This window comes from Candidatus Gracilibacteria bacterium, assembly GCA_041658685.1.
Classification (GTDB): domain Bacteria; phylum Patescibacteriota; class Gracilibacteria; order UBA1369; family UBA12473; genus JBAZZS01.
On record JBAZZS010000005.1, the window covers coordinates 1 to 20,128 of the forward strand.

The window sequence follows — 20,128 nt, forward strand, 5'->3', positions numbered from 1 at the left end:
AGCAGGAAGATTTCTCATGTTTTTTATTCATACACGAGAAAATGACACAAAAAAGAAACTTTTACAGATTTAAAAGAAAATATTCTTCAACCAAGTTTCGTTAACTATCCCGCCCGGGCAGAGTTTTTAATCAAATTTTTGGCTTAAATAAGCCATTTTTATTTTTAATTGCCCTCTTTTTTCCCCTTCCTTGCCACCCAACTTCCCAATACCCCCATCATCACACCCATCACAACCAGCGCAATCAATTTCCCCTGAGATCCCAGCACCAGCGCCAGCCCGCCAAACAACGCACACAAGGCATAAATAAAAACGATGACTTTTCGTTCGCTGAATCCGGCCTTCAACAATCGATGATGGAAGTGTCCCAAATCACCTTTGAGCGGAGACTGCCCTTTCGCAATGCGCCGCATCACCACCCAAAACGCATCCAAAATAGGAAAACCCATGATCAAAAACGCGGTGGCAATTTTCCCGCCTGAGAAAATCGACAAAATCGCGAGCATAAAACCCAAAAACATACTTCCCGTATCCCCCATCAACATCTTGGCCGGCGAAAAATCAAATCGCCAAAACGCCAAACACGCGCCTGCCAAAATAATGGCAAACATCGCCACATCGGTCTGATCAATATAATGAAAATGCGGCCGAATGCTGAGCACAAACAACAGCACGGACGCGAGAACCGAAATCCCACTCACCAGCCCCGGCAACCCGTCGAGCCAATTCACGGTATTCATAAGGAGAACGATCCAAAATACGGTAAAAATAACAGCCAATGTCGCATACGTGTGCACTGCCCCTCCCCAATGTAACGAAAATTGAAACGCATCGAGTGAAATCATGCCGCCAAACGGATTCGTGATCGACGTCACGCCCACCCCGGCCAGAACTACCAACAACGCAGCCACAATCTGAACAAACAACCGCAACAGCGGACTCAATCGAAATCGATCATCCAAAAAACTCACCAAAACAATCAATCCGGCGGCCCCGAGAACCGCGGTCAAACGAACGTCAATTTTCATGAATAAAAAAACGGAGACAAAAAACACCAACGCGAGAATGAGTCCGCCACTGTACGGCACGGGTTTGCGCTTCAAACCATAAAGGTGCGGACGATCCATCAATCCGATTTTTGGAAAAACTCGAAGCGCAAGAAAACTCAACACAAACGTAGCCACAAACGCAAAAAGTCCGGGCAAAACATACGGTCGAAACGCGTCGATGTAGAGAGAAAGGGATTCCATACGGGGACAGTTTAACACGTTACAATTTAATTTCTCCCAAATCTTCCACCGTAAATTCAATGGTCGCAAGGTACATATTCATAAAGGGAACTTCACTCAACGTATCCGGATTACCCACATTAAAAACAGGAGAGTCGAGATGAACATAACAAGCATAACCCGATTCTGAATTGGAAAGACAATCGGCTGAAATTGTATGATCATCAAAAACACCCAAAACCAAAGGATAAATACTGGTATTTAAAGGAAAAGACCCCACCACCGGACAAGACATTTCTACCTCCAACAAAGGGAAATTAACTCCTTTGGACCAAGCCAATTCTTGAAATTGTATTTTAGGCCAAGGCTTCTCTCCTTGCACCAACGTAAAAAAAGTCGTGGAAGGATTAAATTCAACCGATAATTCGTGCGCAAACAAATCCTTGGGATCCGAAACAATACAATTAGGATCTTCCGAAACAAAACCTGTAATTTTAGCGGTACCGTTTTGCTGGACCAAATTTCCTCCTTCAGCCGGGAAAACCAATTCAATATCCGCTTCCGCAGAACCCAAAAAAGCAAATTGCTTAATAGAGGGATCAATAGAAACTAAATCCGAAGACCAAACCACCGAATAATGAACATTAAATTTATGATATTTCTGAGGAGAAAGAAAATAACCGGCCATCCCGACAGCCAAGGCCGCGCCAACCGCAGCAACCGCAATAACTTTATTCATAAAGAAAATAAAAAAGTAAAAAGCAAACCGAGTATCGCATATTTTAAAAAGAACCGGTACACAAATTCTTCAAAATTCTGATATCCCCCTTCTCATCTTTTTCCAAAAAACTCACCACCTTGCCGTGAAAAAACGCAGCCACAGGAAAACCGTCACTCGCCTCAGGAAAACCGGAAGGAGCTTTTTCGATTCTCCCCTGGCGTAACGCCTGAAATAGCGAATCGGTAAGTTCGAACGAGGCCCAATTTTCAACCAATTTTTCGAGAGAAATTTCACCCAGAGCCTCCAACGAAAAAGGCCCGACTCGCGTACGGCGGAGCTCGGTCATGAGTGCGCCCACGCCCAATTTTTGCCCTAAATCATGCACCAAAGAACGAATGTAGGTTCCGCTCGAACAATGGATGCGCAAGCGCAAAAACGGTGTTTCGAAACTCAAAATTTCCAACGCATGAATCACAACCGGCCGCGCCTTAAGCTCCACTTTTTTGCCTGCACGCGCAAGCTCATACGCGGGCTTTCCCTTGATTTTGAGTGCGGAAAAAATCGGCGGAACTTGCATGATTTCGCCGGTAAAAGAGGGCAAAGCTTGCTCAATCGCCTCGCGAGTTATTTTTTCTAATGAATTCACGCTCGCAAACACTTTAATTTCCCCCTCGCGATCGTACGTATCACTCACTTTCCCAAACTCCGCCGTGGCCTCGTAAACCTTGTCGGCCTTCATAAAATACTCAATCAACTTGGTCGCCTCCCCCACCGCCACCACAAGAACGCCCGTGGCCAAAGGATCCAGCGTCCCGAGATGCCCCACGCGCCGCACCCCGCTCTCGCGTCGCACCCGCGCCACTTCGCGAAAAGAGCTCACCCCAGAGGGCTTATCGAGGACTAACACGCACGGAGCGAAGCGAAGTGCGCTATCTTGCATTTTCTTTTCAACCGCCTGGGTCATTTATAATTTAAGTAAAATTTTATGAATTTTCTGGATACGAAATGGCTTACTTAAGCCGAAATTTGAGGCAAAATTTGTGCCCGGGCACAGATTTTATAAAAATTAAAATAATGTGAATTTTTTATTATCTCTTATAACTCAATTTTAATTTTATCAAATATACTTATTTTTCTTGCGTAAGGGATCAACAATAACCCAATGATTATTACAAATAAATACACACTCTTAATGGGGACTTTAACCCAATTTATCCAATCCAATAATAAAAAAATAAATAAAATAAACGCTCCTCCCCAAGAAATAATTTTTAAGGCACAATCCTTTTTTAATCCCAATACTTTTTCTCTCAAATTTTCAAAAAAAATCATTTTACCTAAAAAAATAAAATGATTCGAAACAAACTGATTAAAAATAAGTTTTCCATCAAATAATTCAACTAAGAAAAAAGAAACTTTTTCTTTTTTCTCAACCGTTAAAAAAATCCCCCTTACTTCATCTAAATCATTACTCGTGGCAACAAATCGATTTCGAACATATAATGCCATAATTGCCAGAAGTTTCTTTGTCTTAGGATCAACGATCCTAAAAATAAAACAGACTCGTCCTTTCGATCGTATTTTTATATCAAAAGATTCGGGAGGATATCCTTTCGCAATCAATTCTTTTTGTAATAAATCCGATAATTCTACTGCCTCAGTAACTTCTTCATCCGAAAAATCCACCATGAGAAATATTTAAAATTCAAAATTTTTCATCAACTCTCCAAATACCGATTCCCCACCTGCACCTTCCCCTCGCCAATTTCCACTTCCACTTCACGACTCAAATAACCGCGCACGATTTGACGATCGTCGGAGGGAATTTTTCGATCCCCCACCACCTGATACGGCTCGCAACCTTTGCCGGTCACAATCACGGTATCGCCTTCACGCGCAACAGCCAACGCCACACGAATCGCTTCTCGTCGATCCGGAATAATCCAAAAATTTTCGCCCTCTTTTCGCGGAATTCCTTTTTTTACCTCCCCCATAATCTGCAACGGATCCTCAGTGTACGGATCGTCGTCGGTGAGCACGATCCAATCCGCATAACGATGCACAATTTCGCCCATGATCGGGCGCTTGCTGCGATCCCGATCCCCTGTCGCGCCAAACACCACCATCAATCGTTTCGACGTGAGCGGACGAAACATGGCCAACATTTTTTCCAACGAATCCGGCGCATGCGCATAATCCACAATCACTCCATATTTTTGCCCTTCACGAATGGGCTCCATGCGTCCGGGCACAGGAGCGGCTTTTTCCAACGCCCGCTTAATAATCGGCAAATTAATCTGTAAGGCCACAGCCACCGTAGCCGCGGCCAACGCATTTTCGATATTGAATTGTCCGGGTAACGGCAACGTGATTTCCGCACGGTCATTCGGAACTCGAAACGTGAACGTACTCGAATCCGCCCGCAACGTGATGTCCGACGCGCAAAACGAACCCTTGGTAATCCCATACAAAAACGTACGATCCGCCACAAATTTCTGAAAATACGTCACACTCGGATCCTCGGCATTGAGAATGGAAACTTTGGGAATATTCGGTTTGCGTTTGGAATAATTGAGGGAGTTAAAAAGCTTGCCTTTTGCCTTTAAATAGGCCTCAGCCGTCATATGATAATCGAGATGGTCGTGCGTCACATTCGTGGAAATCGCAATGTCGATGGACACACCCCACAACCGCGATTGATCCAGCGCGTGCGAAGTCACTTCCACAACCGCGTACTGACAACCCTGATCTGCCATAAGCCGCAAATAACGTTGAAGTTTAAACGGTGGCAACGTGGTCATCTTCGCCTCATTCGGCCACAATTCTTCATCAATACGAAAATCCGCAGTGGTCAAAAAACCCACCTTATGCCCGGCTTCGCGCAAAATCTCAGAAATAAGATGCACCGTCGTGGTTTTGCCATTCGTGCCGGTCACGCCAATCACCGTCATGCGATCCCCGGGAAAACGGTAATACAGCGCCGCCAAAATCGCCATGGTCTTGTGATAAAGCAGGCGAAGGGGGTGATGTTGCGGGATCTTTTTCTTGAGAGAATCGAGCATGGGAAAATTAATTATTGATCGTGAGCCATTTTCATTATCGCCATCATATCTTTCTCAATCTGCTTTTTCAACGCCTCCTGCGACACGAACGTACGAATACCGCGAATCCGCTTCAAAACCTCAACCCTCACCTCCCCGTCGACTTTTTCTCCTGAGAATCCAACGAGATGAATCTCAACGGTAGACTCTTTTTCATCAAATGTGGGACGCGGACCAAAATGCATGCCGCCATAAAAAAAAGTTCCATTCACCTGCGCCTTTACGACATACACTCCCGAAGCGCACTCACGAAGCGAAGCGGAGTGAGCTTTCTTCGCATTTTTCCCAGCGAAGGGAATTTTGTTCTTAGTATCCATTTCAAGATCTAAGCGAAGATTAAGCGTTGGAAAACCAATCGTTCGCCCTCGCCCATGACCGGAGATGACTTGACCTGAAAAGATTGACAAAGGCAATAATTTTACATAAAATATTAAAACGGCACTATTATATAGGATTTAAATTTTTTAAACATTAAAGATGGCAAAAGAACTGACTTGGGAACCCCATAAAAGACCTCAGGAAACTCGAGAAAAAAGGGAAGCCAAAGATAAAAAGAAAGAAGCTGCCAGACGTGGACCAGGGGAAAAAGCGGATGAAATAAAACGAGAATTTGTATTCACGGAAATGGATAAGAAAAAACACGCTATAGGAATATTAATTGCCGACGCTACAGGACAAAACATTCCTCTATCTAAAGTAGTAGTTCCCCTTGATAAAGGTGGAAACTTTGACTTTAACATCATAACATTGCCACATCCTTACGATAACGAACGTGCCGTAACAGGCCCTAAGGATCTCCGCGCTATGATGAAAATATTCAGGGATCAGGGATTAACCTGTATTGAAGTCGTCGACCCCAACAATAAAAACCTTTAAACACTCAACCCCACCACCAGCCACCACAAATACGCGAGGTCGTTTTTGAAAAACGGAACGTCAAATAAACCGTGCGTAAGAATCGTAATCATCATGGCCAAACCGACTAGGCGCAACGCTCGTTTCCACACCGCCGTATCACTACTCCTTGTGCACTCACCCAGCGCCACGGCCACATCCACGCTCATCCCACTCTTGCACGCCACGCTCGCTTCCGCACGCTCGCCTTTTCGCCTCCCAAAAAACACCACCATCAACAACCACGCCATGGCCAATACTCCAAAAATCCCGGTATTCAACCAAAACGCCAACCCCAAATTGTGCGGATGAAGCATCACCCACTCGTACGGCGCATGGCCCAAAATCGTCGGAGCATTCAGTGCGTATTGAACCTGAAATTGCCCCAATCCAATCCCTGCCACCGGATGCGATTGGATCAAACCCCACGCCACTCGATACACTTCGATTCGAACACTGCTCGACGTTCGCGCATCAAAATCCAAAAACGACTGAAATTTAGCCGTGTTCATTTGCGTGACAAAAAATCCGGTGACCACGACAAAAGCGCCCAAACACGCCACAATTTTAAATTTTCGCGAAATCGTGGAAGAAAACAATCCGTAAAATGCCGTGCCCACAAAAAACGCAATAAACGCCGCGTACGATTGCGTACCCCAAAACGCGACGGCCATGACAAAAAACAAAATCAACCAGAATAAAACTTTTTTTGTTGAACAAAATATTTGTACAATATGCCCCGCGCACATCACTAAAATCGGACCCAAATACAGTGCCAAATAATTGGCGGACTCAAACGGGCCGGACGCACGACCATCCCATGTGGTAAAACTTCCCGTCACCATCTGATAAATCGCCCACAATGACAACCCGAAACCGGACAACGCCAACGCCACTAGCATGCGCTTTTTATCCTTTCCAGTCCACGGCACAAATCGAATCATGGCAAAGTAAAAAATCGGCATCAAAATCCACCCCTTCAATACCCCAAACGCGACAAGTTGACTCCCCACAATCGTGCCATCGATCGCGACCGTGGTTTTCGGCACAATGAAGGTCGAAAAAATCGCAGCCCCAACAAACAACAAAATCGGCCAAAACATAGACTTTAATCCCTGTTTTTTAAGGTTAAAAAATGCTTCTTTTAAACTTCGCGGTCGTACAAAAAAAATCACGCCCACCATCAGCGTCAGCGCAACCAAAACTTCCAACAACGTGGTCGGCACTCCCCCAACCGAAAACCGCACGAGATACAGCGGAAAAAAGAGTGGCAAAATCGAAACCCAAATCAAAAACCATTTTTTCATACCCGCATTTTCGCACGAACACGCACGCAGCGCTAGCGAAGTGCGCTCCCCGCATTCTCTTCTATTTCCCACTTCTTATCTCGTTCATTTTCTTTTAACATTTTTGTAATGGCAAAATTATTATCTTAAGTTCCGTCCTGACAAGCAAAAAATCTCCCTCGGAAAAGTGTGCACGTGCACACTTTTTGCCACGATTTTTGGCTCAAATAAGCCATTTTGATTTTTAAAAATCATCCACGAAAAACTTAACAAACGACGCAAAGACCTCCCCAAAACAAAATTCCTGTCTGGAAAATCCTCAAACTCCCTACGCTTCATGCGCCCCTTTCGCCAAATCCCTCAACACCGCTTCGGGATCCGCGGCCTTGGTCACCCCGGACGCCAACAATACGCCGGACGCACCGAGCATGATCGCAATTTCGATGTCTTTTGAATTTTTCACGCCCGCTCCCACCAATACGCGCCCGCGACCAATCAAATCCACTGCCACCTGAATAATCTCAGGCTTTGCCGTAGCTACTGAGATGTCTCCCCCAATCAATTCCGGCGGCTCGACCGCCACAAAATCAGGCCCAAACCCCGCAATCACCGCGCCCTCCTCAGGATCCTGCGCACACGCCACCACCACCAACCCCACCTCTTTTGCCCGCTGAATCGACAACTTCAACACCTCCAGCGACAACCGATGCTCGGAATGATTGAGCAATGTTCCAAACGCGCCCGACACCTTCACGGCCTCAGCCAAAATATGGCCGGTATAAGAACCGAAATGCACCAAATCCAAATGCTGAGCAAAAACCGGAATCTTGACCGCAGACGCCACTCGAAAAATATCCGTGGACTGCACGGCAACAGCCATCGAAACGCCGGTTTCGAGGCTCACCTTCTCGTGAAGTTGCGCCAACTCGACCGCTTTCGCGCCCATCGCAGACTCGTAGGTTTTAAAGTTGGTGAGAATCAAAGGAAGTTTCATCGCACCCACCTTATCAGACCCTCCAAGTTTTTTCACTTCAACACCATTGCAATAGTTTTTTATTTATGGTAGAATTAATAGATTTTAAAAAATCAAATTAAAAACTAAAACCAAAAACTATGAATTTCCTCAAGGGATTCACAACCAATTTCTGCCAAGCTTTATTTGCTGAAAGCGACATCAAGCCGAAGAGGCTGGTGGGGAAAGTGGAGAATGTTCGGGAAGATAGCCCACCTCCTGGCGAGAAAAAAGAGACAAAAGAAGCCAATATCCTCGCAGTAGAGAATGAGAAAAAAGATCTCGACAAAAAAAGAAGTGCGACCGAAGATGCTTTCCCTGGAGACAAAGCTTTTCTTGAAATCCAAAAAACCTTCGACGAACTGAATCAAACTTTAACAGCCCTTGCAAAAAGTGGTGACGAACTAACCGTGGACAAAGCCAAACAATTTGCCGAACAAAAAAACGAAGCCATACAAAAACTCAGTCAAAAACTGGAAACTCAAAAACGCGGAGAAGTGTTAAACGATGTGGTTAAACCCGTCAAACTTCCGCCTGAAAAAATCAAAGGCCGATGGATGGACGAAATTGCAACAGATTATGGCATGACCGTCGACGAACTCAAAGACCTCAATGTCAGATTAAGCAACCAATATAAAACCTCCTTCCACCTCACCAATTACAAAAATAAGGGGAGATTTTACTGTGATGAAACCGATGATATTTATGTCCCAAAAACAAACTGGGATAAAGAAGAAGAAAAGACAAAAAAAATCATTGAAACAGAACGAGCCGAATCCGGAGTCCAAAGCGCCCCCGAAGCGTACAACGCTGAAATCAAACAAAAAGAAATTCAATCCCAGGCCTCAGACAAAAAAATCGCCGAAGATATCAACCAACACAATGAAAAACTCACGGATCGTTCCGCTCGCCTTCCCGACTTCCTCAGCACCGGACTTTTTCATGGGGAAATAAATAAAGCCGATACTTGGGCTGAAGTTTTGACCCGCACCTTACGTGACCAAAACAATGATGCCAATCGAGTCATCAATGTCATTGGCGAACGATTCCATTGGACTCCGGTTCAATTTCGGGAAGTCATTCGTCGCGGAGCCAATAACAGTCTTTCTTTCCGCAATTTAACCCAAGAAAAATACGGAGTTGGACCCAAAAAATTCTTTACAGATTATGAAGCCGCACGCGCTGAAAAAAACAGTCATAAAAAAGAAATAGGAGAATTTGATAGAAAAATAGATGCAGAGAAAGGCGACATCGATGCTTTATTCACCGGAGAACTAAAAAATCTTATCAGCGAGAAATATCGACCTGACCAAGCCGAAGCAATTCTTGCCCCTTATCGCCAAAAACCGGAAGAAAGTTATAAAGAATGGAATGATCGAATTAAAGATTTAGCTGAAAAATTACCAACAAAATATGAAAAAGAAGTATTGGTCCCAAAACTCACCAGAGCATTAAGTCCAATTCTCCCCTTGGAAGCCCAGAAAAAAGAATTAGAAGCCAAGCAAGCCGCGGCTGTTGATCAATGTGCGGAAAAAGAAAGCTTTATGGCTTCCTGCACCGAACTTTTCAACGCCATGGATGCCATGCAAAAAGGTGTGGAGTTGAAAGGATCCAGTGCTCATGAAAAACTCACCGCAGAAAAAACAGAAGCAAAAATCGTTGCTTTACCGAATAGCACTTACATCGAAAGCCTTTACGATTTCTCTTCCGTGGTTGCCGGGAAACCAAAAGCGGTCGTCGGAGGCGAAGCCGTCGAACCGATCGGCATCGGACGTGCAACCATTGTCCCTGTCCAAAACGTTTTCCAAGAGTTAGGCGTATCAAACTCCAAAGTCAGAAAAATGGATGGTGCGTTTGTATTAAAACTCATGGCCGATATGTATGGAATGGATTTATTGATCCGCCAAGGAAATATTGCCAAACCGTCATCCACTGACAAACGACTCTATCTCGCCTCTTTACCAACGGATTTCAACAAAGAGAATAAAGCTCTCCAAAAAATCGCCGAATCCGTCAAGGTTAATCAAGAAGATGCCACCCTTACCTTTAATGAAGAAGCGGCCTTTGCGACACGGCTCTCCGCTATGGCTAAAAAACCGGACTTATATAATAAGGAACTCCTTTCGAGCGCCTTCTCTTCCATTGACGAAGATTCCAACGTCACCTCTGCCCAAATCGATGACGGGAAAGCTCTCATTTATAAAAAAACGGGATTGCTCAGTCGTCGTATGGACCCTCAAGCTGCCATGGAACGCATCCTCGATAAACACACAACAATCAACCCGGACACAGCCATTGCCACCATTGATTACACTCCCATCCAAGGAGAACTTCAAAACTATCTTGACCAAGGGATTGCCAAAAGTTTTATGGATCCCAACCTTAATATAGTGGAAGCGCTTCAAAACACCCGCGGAGTTAACATCACCAACGCGCACGCCAACGCCATTTTAACCGCTCAAGAAGATATTTTATTGCTTGCAAAAGAGGGAGAAAAAGAATTACGAACTTTTGAAAAAGCGGAAAAGAAAGGCGAGAAAGAAGACGCCGAAGCTTCCCATAAAGCCCTGGATGAAATTTACAAAAAAATCACAGCTAAAAAACTGGCCATCAAAGACATCTTGGAAAAGCAACCAACCCCGGAGAACAACTACATCAGCCAACTCCAAAAACAACTCAAATTGGAAGATGGAAAAGCTCTCACCCTCAGACAAAAACGCTTCATCCAAAACGGATATGCCATTGAGGGAGAAAAAGGAACCCTGGTTAAAGGAGTCGAACGCAAACAAGCTATTTTGGAATCTTATAAAGAAGACAAAGTCATTTATCCCATCCTTGTCCAACTCATGGAAGCCGACAAAAATGGGGTGCTTTCCGGTTCGGATTTGGAAGACGCGGCCATCCTCATTCACAAAGCGCTCGAAAACGATATTACTTGGATGTCCCAACAACAACTCCAAGATAAATTAACCGCACAAAAAACCCCAAAAACCCCGGAAGAAATCTCCTTGGCCGTTGCCGGACAAGCCATGCTCACTCATAAAGGAAAATTTGATGGGATGCGCTTGGGTGGAGGAGTATCCGTCCCCTTACCAAAAGGATTCAGTGTCCAATTGGGCATCGGAGCAGGCGTTTCAGATAGCAAAGGATTGGAAGCAGGTGGAGGTATCGGGCTTTCAAAAGCCGTTCAAGCCGCGGATTGGTTGGTACTCACAACCACGGTCTCCGTTGGAGCCGGAGTCAGTAGTAATGGACTCAATGCCGGAGCCACGGTGAGCGAAACCGGTATCGCCGATGCGGGAAAAGTCATTTTCTATGCCGGAGCAAGCACCGGAGTTGGATTCTCGGAATCAGGTCTCACTTTAGGGTGGGGCGTGCATGGAGGAGGCAAATACGATGTTCGCGAACACATTCAAGACGTACGTCGAAGAGGCGGCGTCGCGGCCTTAAAAACAGAAATCGACAGTAAAGCCAAAACCGTCGAAGAAAAAGCCGCTCTCATCGCTCAAATACCGGAATTCCGTTCCATTGCAACAGATCCTAAATTCACTCTCGCTCCCAAAAACGTACAAGCCGCCATTCTCAACGACATGTTCAACACCTACGCCTCAGAAATGCAAAATGCCAGTGAAGCGGATGCGGGAGTTTTCCCTCTCACCGGAATTCATGTGGTCATGATCGGCCCCATCCCTCTTCCGTTGATCAGTTTTGCGTTTAGAGGAAGAGCCAAAGTTTATCCCATGACCAAAAATGGAGGAAGCTGGGCCGAACTTTCCGCTGAGTCACATCAAGACGCAGAAAAAGCACTCAGGCAACAATTGGGAGCCTTTGGAGGCGCTGAAATAGCAACCCCGTTGAATGCAGGAGATTTCATCAAACTCACCCCCATTGAACTCGCCTACAATGAAGCAGGCCAATTGGGAGTGCTTCCTCAAAAATCGGAAAGCATTGTAAAAGCCGGAGACATCGCCAATCAACGTCTCGGAGCCCTCGATAAAGAAATGAAAAAAAGCGGCATGGAATTAACCCCCGTGAACTCAGGGGATGCCGCCGGTCTTTTAAAACTTTCCATCCACAATGTTCAAGGGGATGTCCAAGTTATCATGGATCCTTCCATGAAAAACACCGCCCTCATTGGTGGGAAAAACCCGAGCGAAATTTATTTGGCCGCCAACACGCTTTACGGCGATCTCATTATTCAACGACAAGAATTCAATCTGACGCGTAAACCAAATACCGAATGGACTCATTATCGAAAAACCGTGATCACCATCAAGGCAAACCCACGGGCAGGCCGCAACTTCAACACGTTCAATCGTGAAGGCGCCGGATCCATTGAATTCCGAGATGACAGCAAACTCTCCGTGGATTCTCGAGGAATTAAAGGTGGAAAAATTCTTGAGAATCGCCCGCAAGGCATGGTTTTGACTATGGAACAATTCAAAGCAAACCGCGATGCGATTCTGGCTCAAACCGGCGTATCGAAAGAAATTCTCGAAGCCGACCTCGTGGCTACGGAAGCGGTCATTGGAAAAGCAACCGCTGAAAGTCGAGACGCTTTGGAAACAACACGTCTCAGCGACTTTGCAAAAGGATTCTTTAATACAAATCGACCGCTCTGTTATAAAGCCACCACTGAAACCCCGGATATGGGAGAAAACAACAAACCCCTTATCGATAAGTTAAATGCCTCTTATAAAGCGCGTTACAAAAAAGAAGCCACACCCTTAGAAGTCAGCTTCATCTTGGGAGTTGTTCGTCGCGAAACGTTCTTGAAAATTCCGGCCAATGAAAAACCGGCATTTGCAAGACGTCATCGAGAATTCTTCCAAAAAACATTGACTGCGGAATTGGGGGATGCCGGAGCAGCCTCTCGAATTTTGGCAAACATGAACATCGGGGATCTCGATCTCAATCGAACCTACTCCCTCAAAACAAATGCAACCCTTTCAACGGTTGTTGGCAGAGACCTGATAAAAGGGATGCGCAGGAATGTCATCCAAGGAACCGACGCCAAATTGGTCAGTTTTGTGGATTACACCCAAGATCAAGAAATGCGTGCTTTATTGCTTCAAAACGATTGGGAAAAAATAAAAAACGCCGAAGCCGATCCATTTTTACACACGCCGCTTGCACTCAATGTGTATCAAAACTACCTCTGGCTCAAAGGCCCGGAAGCCAAAAAGGCAATGGATGAAATTCACGCCAATCCCTCTTTAGCAAAAACGGGGACAGAAATTCAAAAAGCCACCTATCGAGATTTCAATATCATTGTAAAACAATTCCATGCGGCTCAACTCTCTATAAAACCCGATCAACAAACCGTGATGATTTCCAATTATCGTGGAGAATCCATGGCTTTCACTTTTGACACAAAAGTGGTGGTCGGAGCCAATCAAGATTGTGCCAACCCAACTATTTATATTGAACCCAACCTGAGCCCGGTTCCCGTGAGCGGAGCCACAAAAACCAGCATCCAAGAACGCAGTGACTACATGGTTCATGTGCCAGTCTTAGAAATCTTTGCCGGAGGAACCGCCACAACGCTCGCACCAGAAAAGCAAAAGCTGGAAGGAGGAGACCCAAGTATAGAAAATAATGAAACCCCGGGAGGCGACCCCGAACCCGCCCCATCCAACCCAGACCCAGGCACCCACGGAAATAACCCCGGGCACCCGTAAACCAAACGATTAAAGATTTAAAACACATTTATTTATTTTAAAATCATCTTTGACCTCTATCTATGAAAAAATCAATTCGTTTCGGGCTTAAATGTTCGGCCCTAATCCTTGGGATCATCCTGGGAATTCAAATGGGACCATCCCCTCTGGTGCAAGCCTTAACCTTTACCAGCCCTTCGTGGGGTGGGGGGATAGCCACACCTACTATGAAAAGCGTTACGGAAATGGGCTCTATTTCAGGTTACGTCCCCACTCATTCCGGAGCCACTACCGATTATTCGGATGCGAGTTGCGGCCCAGCTTACCATTACTTCAAATTTTATCTTTATGACGGTAATCCGGAAGATGAAACCTATGATGGTTATTATGCGGAAATTGAAAAATACCGCATCAATTTACACACCGATTTTGTAGAGAACGTCGATCTCGATTCCCTCACATGCTCCACCCCGTTTTCTGATGATAGTGGCGATATTATTTATATCGATTGTGACGATGACAGTTATACAAAAACAACAGGCGGATATCATTTAACCGTGACCACTAATCTTACAATGAGCCGAGATGGAACCGCGAGTATTTTATGGACCTATTCTTCTCCGGATGGAGCCGAGCCTACCCTTCCTTATGTAGCCACGATTGATGGTTATTTAAATTATTATTATGAAATCGTTGGATTCGAACCCAATGACGATGTTCGAAACGGAGACACTGCAACCACGGATGCGGAAATCTTCTGGACAACGTACGGGATCAATATTGAACGAGACGGCTCATGGACTCCCTCGGAATTGGCGGATGACGCAGACATCGGGTATGACAATCATGCTTGGTACACGGACGGAGACACTGCAGTCACAAACTATGAAGATTGCGACGAATGCAATGACCTCACCATCACCTCCCCCACTGAAATCACGGCCGAAAACGCCGACAATGTCACTGCCATCACCATCGCACCGGAAGATCAAGACGGCGACACATGGGACGGCTCTTACGAATACGCGGGATATGAAAGCGACGGGACCACAGTATCGAGCTGCACATTCACGACTTCCACTTATTACGCATCCCAAGGCTGGGGCTCCAATCCGCTCAATACCGACTACGAAACCGTTTACGTTTACAATTGTGGAGTCGGAGACATCATCACCGTAAAAGAAGTCGATTACGAAGATGCTTGTTCAGCCGAACTTTTCATTGAAGACGCTTGCGCCTCCCTCAAAATCACCTCCCCCACCACCCTCACGTATGAGGATATGGAAGGCGGCGATATCCAAATCACGATTCAATCCACGGACGAAAGCGGAGCCACATGGTCCGGCGAATACACCTACACCGCGACCAAAGCGGATGGAACGCCGGCAGACGGAACCTTCAGTTGGTCCTCAATTTTAGCCGGATTATCAGGAGAAAATCCCTACACTACAACCCGCACCACCGTCTACTACGGCGGCGGGGATGCCGGTGACATCATCACTGTAACAGACACCGCTTATCCGGACGTTTGTTATGACTCCATTGCTTCCACCGTCCCCTATTGCGGAGACGGATTATTGGATTCCAACGGACTCGACAACCGCACCGGCACCGAAGATGACGAAGCCTGCGACGACGGCAACACCGCCGACGGCGACGGCTGTTCCTCCACTTGTCAATTAGAAGCTGTTGAAGCGTGCGCCACGCTCGAAATCACAGATCCGACCGTCATCACGTATGAAGACATGATAAGCGGAGAAGATATTCCGGTCACCATTCAATCCACCTCCACCGATGGAGGAACTTGGACCGGCGAATACACCTACACCGCCACTCAAGTCGATGGAATTACCGAAGCGAATGGAACATTCAGCACCTCTTCTTGGTTTGCGGGAACATGGTTAGGATCCAATCCTTACACCACCACCGCCATCTCGGTCTATTATGGCGGAGGCGATCCGGGCGACATGATTTTTGTCCAGGAAACAAGTTCTCCGACAGGAGTTTGTTACGATTCCCTCTCTTCCATGCTCACCGAAGAACCTTATTGCGCAAGTCTCACAACTTCTCCAACCAGCATCACAGTCGATCAACTCACAGGAATCACACCCATCACTCTCACGGATGTGGATCAAGACGGAGCACCTTGGACCGGGACTTACACCGTATCCAGCACCAATGCCGATGCCACGGCCACAGGTTCTTGTAAATTTACTGAAACCATCGACGGCACAGGCATCGATACATTGACCACCTCGGCCTCCATCGTTTACGTCTACGGATGCACCAGTGGAGACACCATCACGATAGTAGAAACCACTTATCCGGCAACATGTAACGCCACCTTGGCCACCGGAACCATACCGGCGCCTTACTGCGGCGACGGCGTTCTCGATCTAGATGGCGCAGACAATACAGTCGGCACCGCAGATGACGAAGTTTGCGATGACGGCAACAACGTCGATGGCGACACCTGTTCCGCGAATTGCCAACTCGAAACAATCACAAGTGTTTGTACCGATCTTTCCATCATTCCGGGAAGCACTTCAGCCACTCAAGTCGTATTTACCATTACCCCCACTCCTAGCACTTATGTCAGCACTTGGATTTGGACCACAACTAATGCAAGTGGCCAATTCACAGCCGATGAAGGACTCACCATTGGAAACACAATCACTTCCGGCGATCTTTCCGTGGAATACCATGGAGCCGTTGACGATGTCATCACCGTTAAAGACACCAATGCCGCATACAGCTCCGTTTGTTCCGCAACCGCCAATATAACCGGTGGCGGTAGCGGTGACGGCGACGATGGCGGAGGCAGTAGTGATGGAGGCGGCGGCGGAACCACCTATTGCGGAGATGGAATTATAAATAATCCTCCTTATTACGATTACAACAGCTACGGCACATGGGAAGAATGCGACGACGGCAATTCCATCAACGACGACGGATGTTCCAACGTCTGTCAGGTTGAAGACGTTTGCGCAGACATGGACGTCACCGAACCCACAACCGACACTCTTGAAAAAAAGGAGGGAGACATCGTTACTTTTAAGGTTCAAGCCTATTACTACAACAACGAAGAAGACGATGAAAAAACACCGTGGACCGATGATCCCTACACATGGACTTCAAACGACCCCACCGGAACGTTCACCACAACAACAAACACCAGCACCGACGATGGGACCACTGAAACCCTCGACACCTACGAAACCGAAATTACTTACAAAGTCGGCACCAACCCGGACGCCGACATCGCAGTGAACGTGGATTCCTACTCCGCTTGCAGCGCCGATTTTTCCATCCAACATCCAAGCCTCACGCTTTCGGATACCTTGGAAAAATTTGTATACACCTACAACTTTGGATTCTTTGCCGTGGACAACACGAGCATCAATGGAAACTCGTTTAAATCCGACACTACCGAAGGCGTTGAAGGAGATGCTCCTGTCTACGCCCACGATTTCGATTACACCTTCTACACCATTGCCTACACCCCGGACCCGACACATAGATCCGAAATCAAAATCACGGACACAATCGCCGATGGAATTAAAGGTTTATATAACGATGGAATAACAGCTCCTTCGCCAAACTCTTCAATCGATTACTACACCGCAATCGGAGACGACCCCATGCCGGTCCGATGTTGGGTGGATGGGAATACAACAACAGGAGAAGACTGTGGACTTCCGGTTGGCACCTATCGCCCTTTCAGTGTTCAATACGATGATGAACTCAAAACAAAAATTGAAAACTGCGATACCCCGGCCTCAGATGGGTCGCTCAAAGACGATGGAACTTCCCGCACCATTAAAGATGAAGGCACCACGTGCTTCTCCGGAGACATCGGCACTTCCGATGGTGTGACTTTAAAAAATCTCAACAACACATTAAAAACCACGGATGCCATCACCGGCGAAACCAAATATTACCGCGTCGCCATCCGTTATTTGGGTCGCGTTGACAATGGAGGGTTTGAATGCGCAAGCGAAGCCATGAAAACAGTGGCCTGCCCGGTGGTCGGTCTTACCAACACGGCAAAAGCCGACGGTCGACTCGAAGCCAGCACCACGATAACCATCATTTGCCCTTATTTCCTGACCCGCAACGCCGGAGACGTCTACCTTGAGGAAGAACTTTCTCAAAGTTACGACATTTCCTGCTACTACCCCCAAGACCGCAACAGCGACGGTTTGGTCTTTCTCAGTAAAATATTTGAAGGGATCACCAGCTCCTGCGATACCCCAGACAATAACAGCACCGTGGGCCGCTTCTCCAGCTACATTTGTGAAATGCTTTCAGATGTGGAGACGGTCACCACTTGGAGCAAAGCCACGATTCAAGAAATTCAAAACGCCAATATCGCGGCCATCACACCCTACGAGGACAACCTAAACACAGACGACGCCGACAGCTACACTGTCAAAAATTTCGAAGATCTCAGCGCTATTCACGGCGTTGTCCAATCCAATGAAAAACAAAACGTGTACAAAGTCACGGGAAAAGATCTCATTTTCGATCTCGGAATCAACCGCATCCCAAGTGGCGCGTACACCTTTATTGTGGAAGACGGGGATCTCATCATCAACAGCAATATCGAATATCTTGGAGGAGATTCCTTTAACATGGACACCGTCACAGACCTCAGTAGCATCCCTTCCATTGCCTTCATTGTTTTGGGCGGAGATGTTTACGTTGAAAACAATGTCACGGAAATGGTGGGCGTGTACTACATCGAAGCGCGCGACGGGAAAGGAGGAAATCTCACCGGTCGATGGACCGACCCCTTCACCAAACTCGTCATCCGCGGATCCGTTTACGGCAACATTGAATCCTTGCTCCAAAACCGCACCTACGCAGGTCCGGCCAACTACGATCAAGGAAACGTGGTGCTCCGTTACGACGAACGCGTGCTCTTGAACACACCTCCGGGTCTCGAGGAATTCGTGGATGTGCAAAGCGAGGAAGTGGCACGATAGTCACGGAGCGAAGCGAAGTGACTTTCCCCCTACTTCTCAACGCACTCCACTACGTTTCATGCGCGGCGTCAGCGAAGTGCGCTCTACCGCACCCTGCATCCCATCCGGCGCAGCGAGTGTACTTTAAGAAAAATGCCCCATTTTCAGTCGCACGATGAACCTTCAACAATTGTATTCACGGCGACAAACAATGCCTGTCCGCATAATTTTGATCTATCAGATGCGCAATTTGGTGATGCTCTCGGCATAAGGGAGCCATATAACGAGGATCGTGCGTATGCGCGAGCGCGAATCGTTGCGAATGATGAATGATTTGCGCGGTTTTTCGACACGTCGAAATGGAACACTTTTGACCAAATTCTTGTTTAAGAATGGCTTTCACACGAACAGGAATATAGCGAGAAGTGGTGGGTTGAGCCTGAGTCTCTTGCGCAATCATCTCTTTTTCCTGCTCGATTTTCTCTTTTCGTTGTTTTAGAAGTTCCAAAAGGATTTTATTCACGTCGTGCCCTTGCGCATGGAGGCGGTTAAGCTCGGCAATAACTTCGTCGGAAAGGGAAAAAGAAAGCTCACTCCGCTGCGCTCCGTGAGTGTTGTGCACGTGCACACTTTTTAACTCAAATTGTGGCTTATTTAAGCCATTTCGATTTTCAAAATCGCACCCTTTTGCATAGCATTTTTCATCCCTCACTAAGGTCTCCACTGCCGCGCAAGAAAGTTTTTTAATTTTCCCCGCCAGCTCCTTTTCATTCTCTGCCGTTGCAATCGAAGCCACCCGAATCAATTTATTTACGCTCACGCGCCCTTGCTCCAATAAATTCTTCAAAATCGGTTTATCCTCAAATCGCTTCTCGAGATGAAGCACTCGCCGCACCTGCATTTCGGACAAGCCCGCCCATTTGGCCGCAAATTCAAAAATACTCGAACACCCGCGTTTTTCATAAAGTCGCCGCCGATCCACCTCAGGCAAAAGCCCAATAAATCGCCTGCGCCACAGCAGTGCTTGCTTGCCAAATTGATCGCAAAGTCGCAGTAATTTTTCATCCGAAATTTTCGCAAGTGAATTTTCCATAAATAACAGATTAAATTGACGTTTAAATTCTACCAAAAATCGCCTCAAAAAGTCACGACAAAAACACTCATTTTGTATGGCGAAAAAGCTAAGAATATTGTAGGGTGAGTATATCCTCACTGCGCAAACTGAGCTAACATTAAATCGTGTTTTTCTAATATTTAT

The 20,128-nt window shown here is 46.5% G+C and carries 12 protein-coding genes; 3 read left to right on the forward strand and 9 right to left on the reverse strand.

All coding sequences use genetic code 25. The features are described 5' to 3' along the window. Positions 1-164: 164 nt before the first annotated feature. From WC882_05735 to WC882_05760, 6 genes are all read right to left on the reverse strand, one after another. Complete coding sequence (locus WC882_05735) at positions 165-1,250, reverse strand: MraY family glycosyltransferase (protein ID MFA5843135.1); 1,086 nt, start codon at positions 1,248-1,250, stop codon at positions 165-167. A 19-nt stretch (positions 1,251-1,269) separates the two neighbouring features. Further along, a complete protein-coding gene (locus WC882_05740; GenBank protein ID MFA5843136.1) occupies positions 1,270-1,968 on the reverse strand; it encodes a hypothetical protein in 699 nt (232 codons plus the stop codon). A gap of 43 nt (positions 1,969-2,011) precedes the next feature. Further along, on the reverse strand, positions 2,012-2,914 hold the full coding sequence (gene truB, locus WC882_05745; protein ID MFA5843137.1) for a tRNA pseudouridine(55) synthase TruB: 903 nt from the start codon (positions 2,912-2,914) through the stop codon (positions 2,012-2,014). Positions 2,915-3,045: 131 nt separating this feature from the next. Further along, a complete protein-coding gene (locus WC882_05750) occupies positions 3,046-3,639 on the reverse strand; it encodes a hypothetical protein (protein MFA5843138.1) in 594 nt (197 codons plus the stop codon). Continuing rightward, positions 3,600-5,012, reverse strand: coding sequence for a UDP-N-acetylmuramoyl-L-alanyl-D-glutamate--2,6-diaminopimelate ligase (locus tag WC882_05755; GenBank protein MFA5843139.1), 1,413 nt, complete (start codon positions 5,010-5,012; stop codon positions 3,600-3,602). Before WC882_05755 ends, WC882_05750 begins: the two co-directional genes overlap by 40 nt. 11 nt (positions 5,013-5,023) lie before the next feature. Then, positions 5,024-5,458, reverse strand: a complete 435-nt coding sequence (locus WC882_05760; protein ID MFA5843140.1) for a riboflavin kinase — start codon at positions 5,456-5,458, stop codon at positions 5,024-5,026. A 70-nt stretch (positions 5,459-5,528) separates the two neighbouring features. Here WC882_05760 and WC882_05765 point away from each other — a divergent pair, with 70 nt between their 5' ends. Further along, entirely contained in the window at positions 5,529-5,927 is a 399-nt protein-coding gene (locus WC882_05765; protein MFA5843141.1) for a hypothetical protein, read from the forward strand. Here WC882_05765 and WC882_05770 read toward each other — a convergent pair. Together WC882_05770 and tpiA are read right to left on the reverse strand one after the other, a co-directional pair. Then, positions 5,924-7,252: an O-antigen ligase family protein gene (locus WC882_05770; GenBank protein MFA5843142.1), complete on the reverse strand. Its 1,329-nt coding sequence runs from the start codon at positions 7,250-7,252 to the stop codon at positions 5,924-5,926. The genes WC882_05765 and WC882_05770 overlap by 4 nt on opposite strands. Before the next feature lie 307 nt (positions 7,253-7,559). Next, positions 7,560-8,234, reverse strand: a complete 675-nt coding sequence (gene tpiA, locus WC882_05775; protein ID MFA5843143.1) for a triose-phosphate isomerase — start codon at positions 8,232-8,234, stop codon at positions 7,560-7,562. 110 nt (positions 8,235-8,344) lie between these two features. Here tpiA and WC882_05780 point away from each other — a divergent pair, with 110 nt between their 5' ends. Further along, positions 8,345-13,924: a hypothetical protein gene (locus tag WC882_05780; protein MFA5843144.1), complete on the forward strand. Its 5,580-nt coding sequence runs from the start codon at positions 8,345-8,347 to the stop codon at positions 13,922-13,924. A 62-nt stretch (positions 13,925-13,986) separates the two neighbouring features. After that, positions 13,987-18,891 (forward strand): DUF4215 domain-containing protein, encoded by a 4,905-nt coding sequence (locus WC882_05785; protein MFA5843145.1) that lies wholly within the window; start codon positions 13,987-13,989, stop codon positions 18,889-18,891. Between the two features lie 49 nt (positions 18,892-18,940). Here WC882_05785 and WC882_05790 read toward each other — a convergent pair whose 3' ends face one another. After that, positions 18,941-19,963, reverse strand: coding sequence for a hypothetical protein (locus WC882_05790; protein ID MFA5843146.1), 1,023 nt, complete (start codon positions 19,961-19,963; stop codon positions 18,941-18,943). Positions 19,964-20,128: the final 165 nt, after the last annotated feature.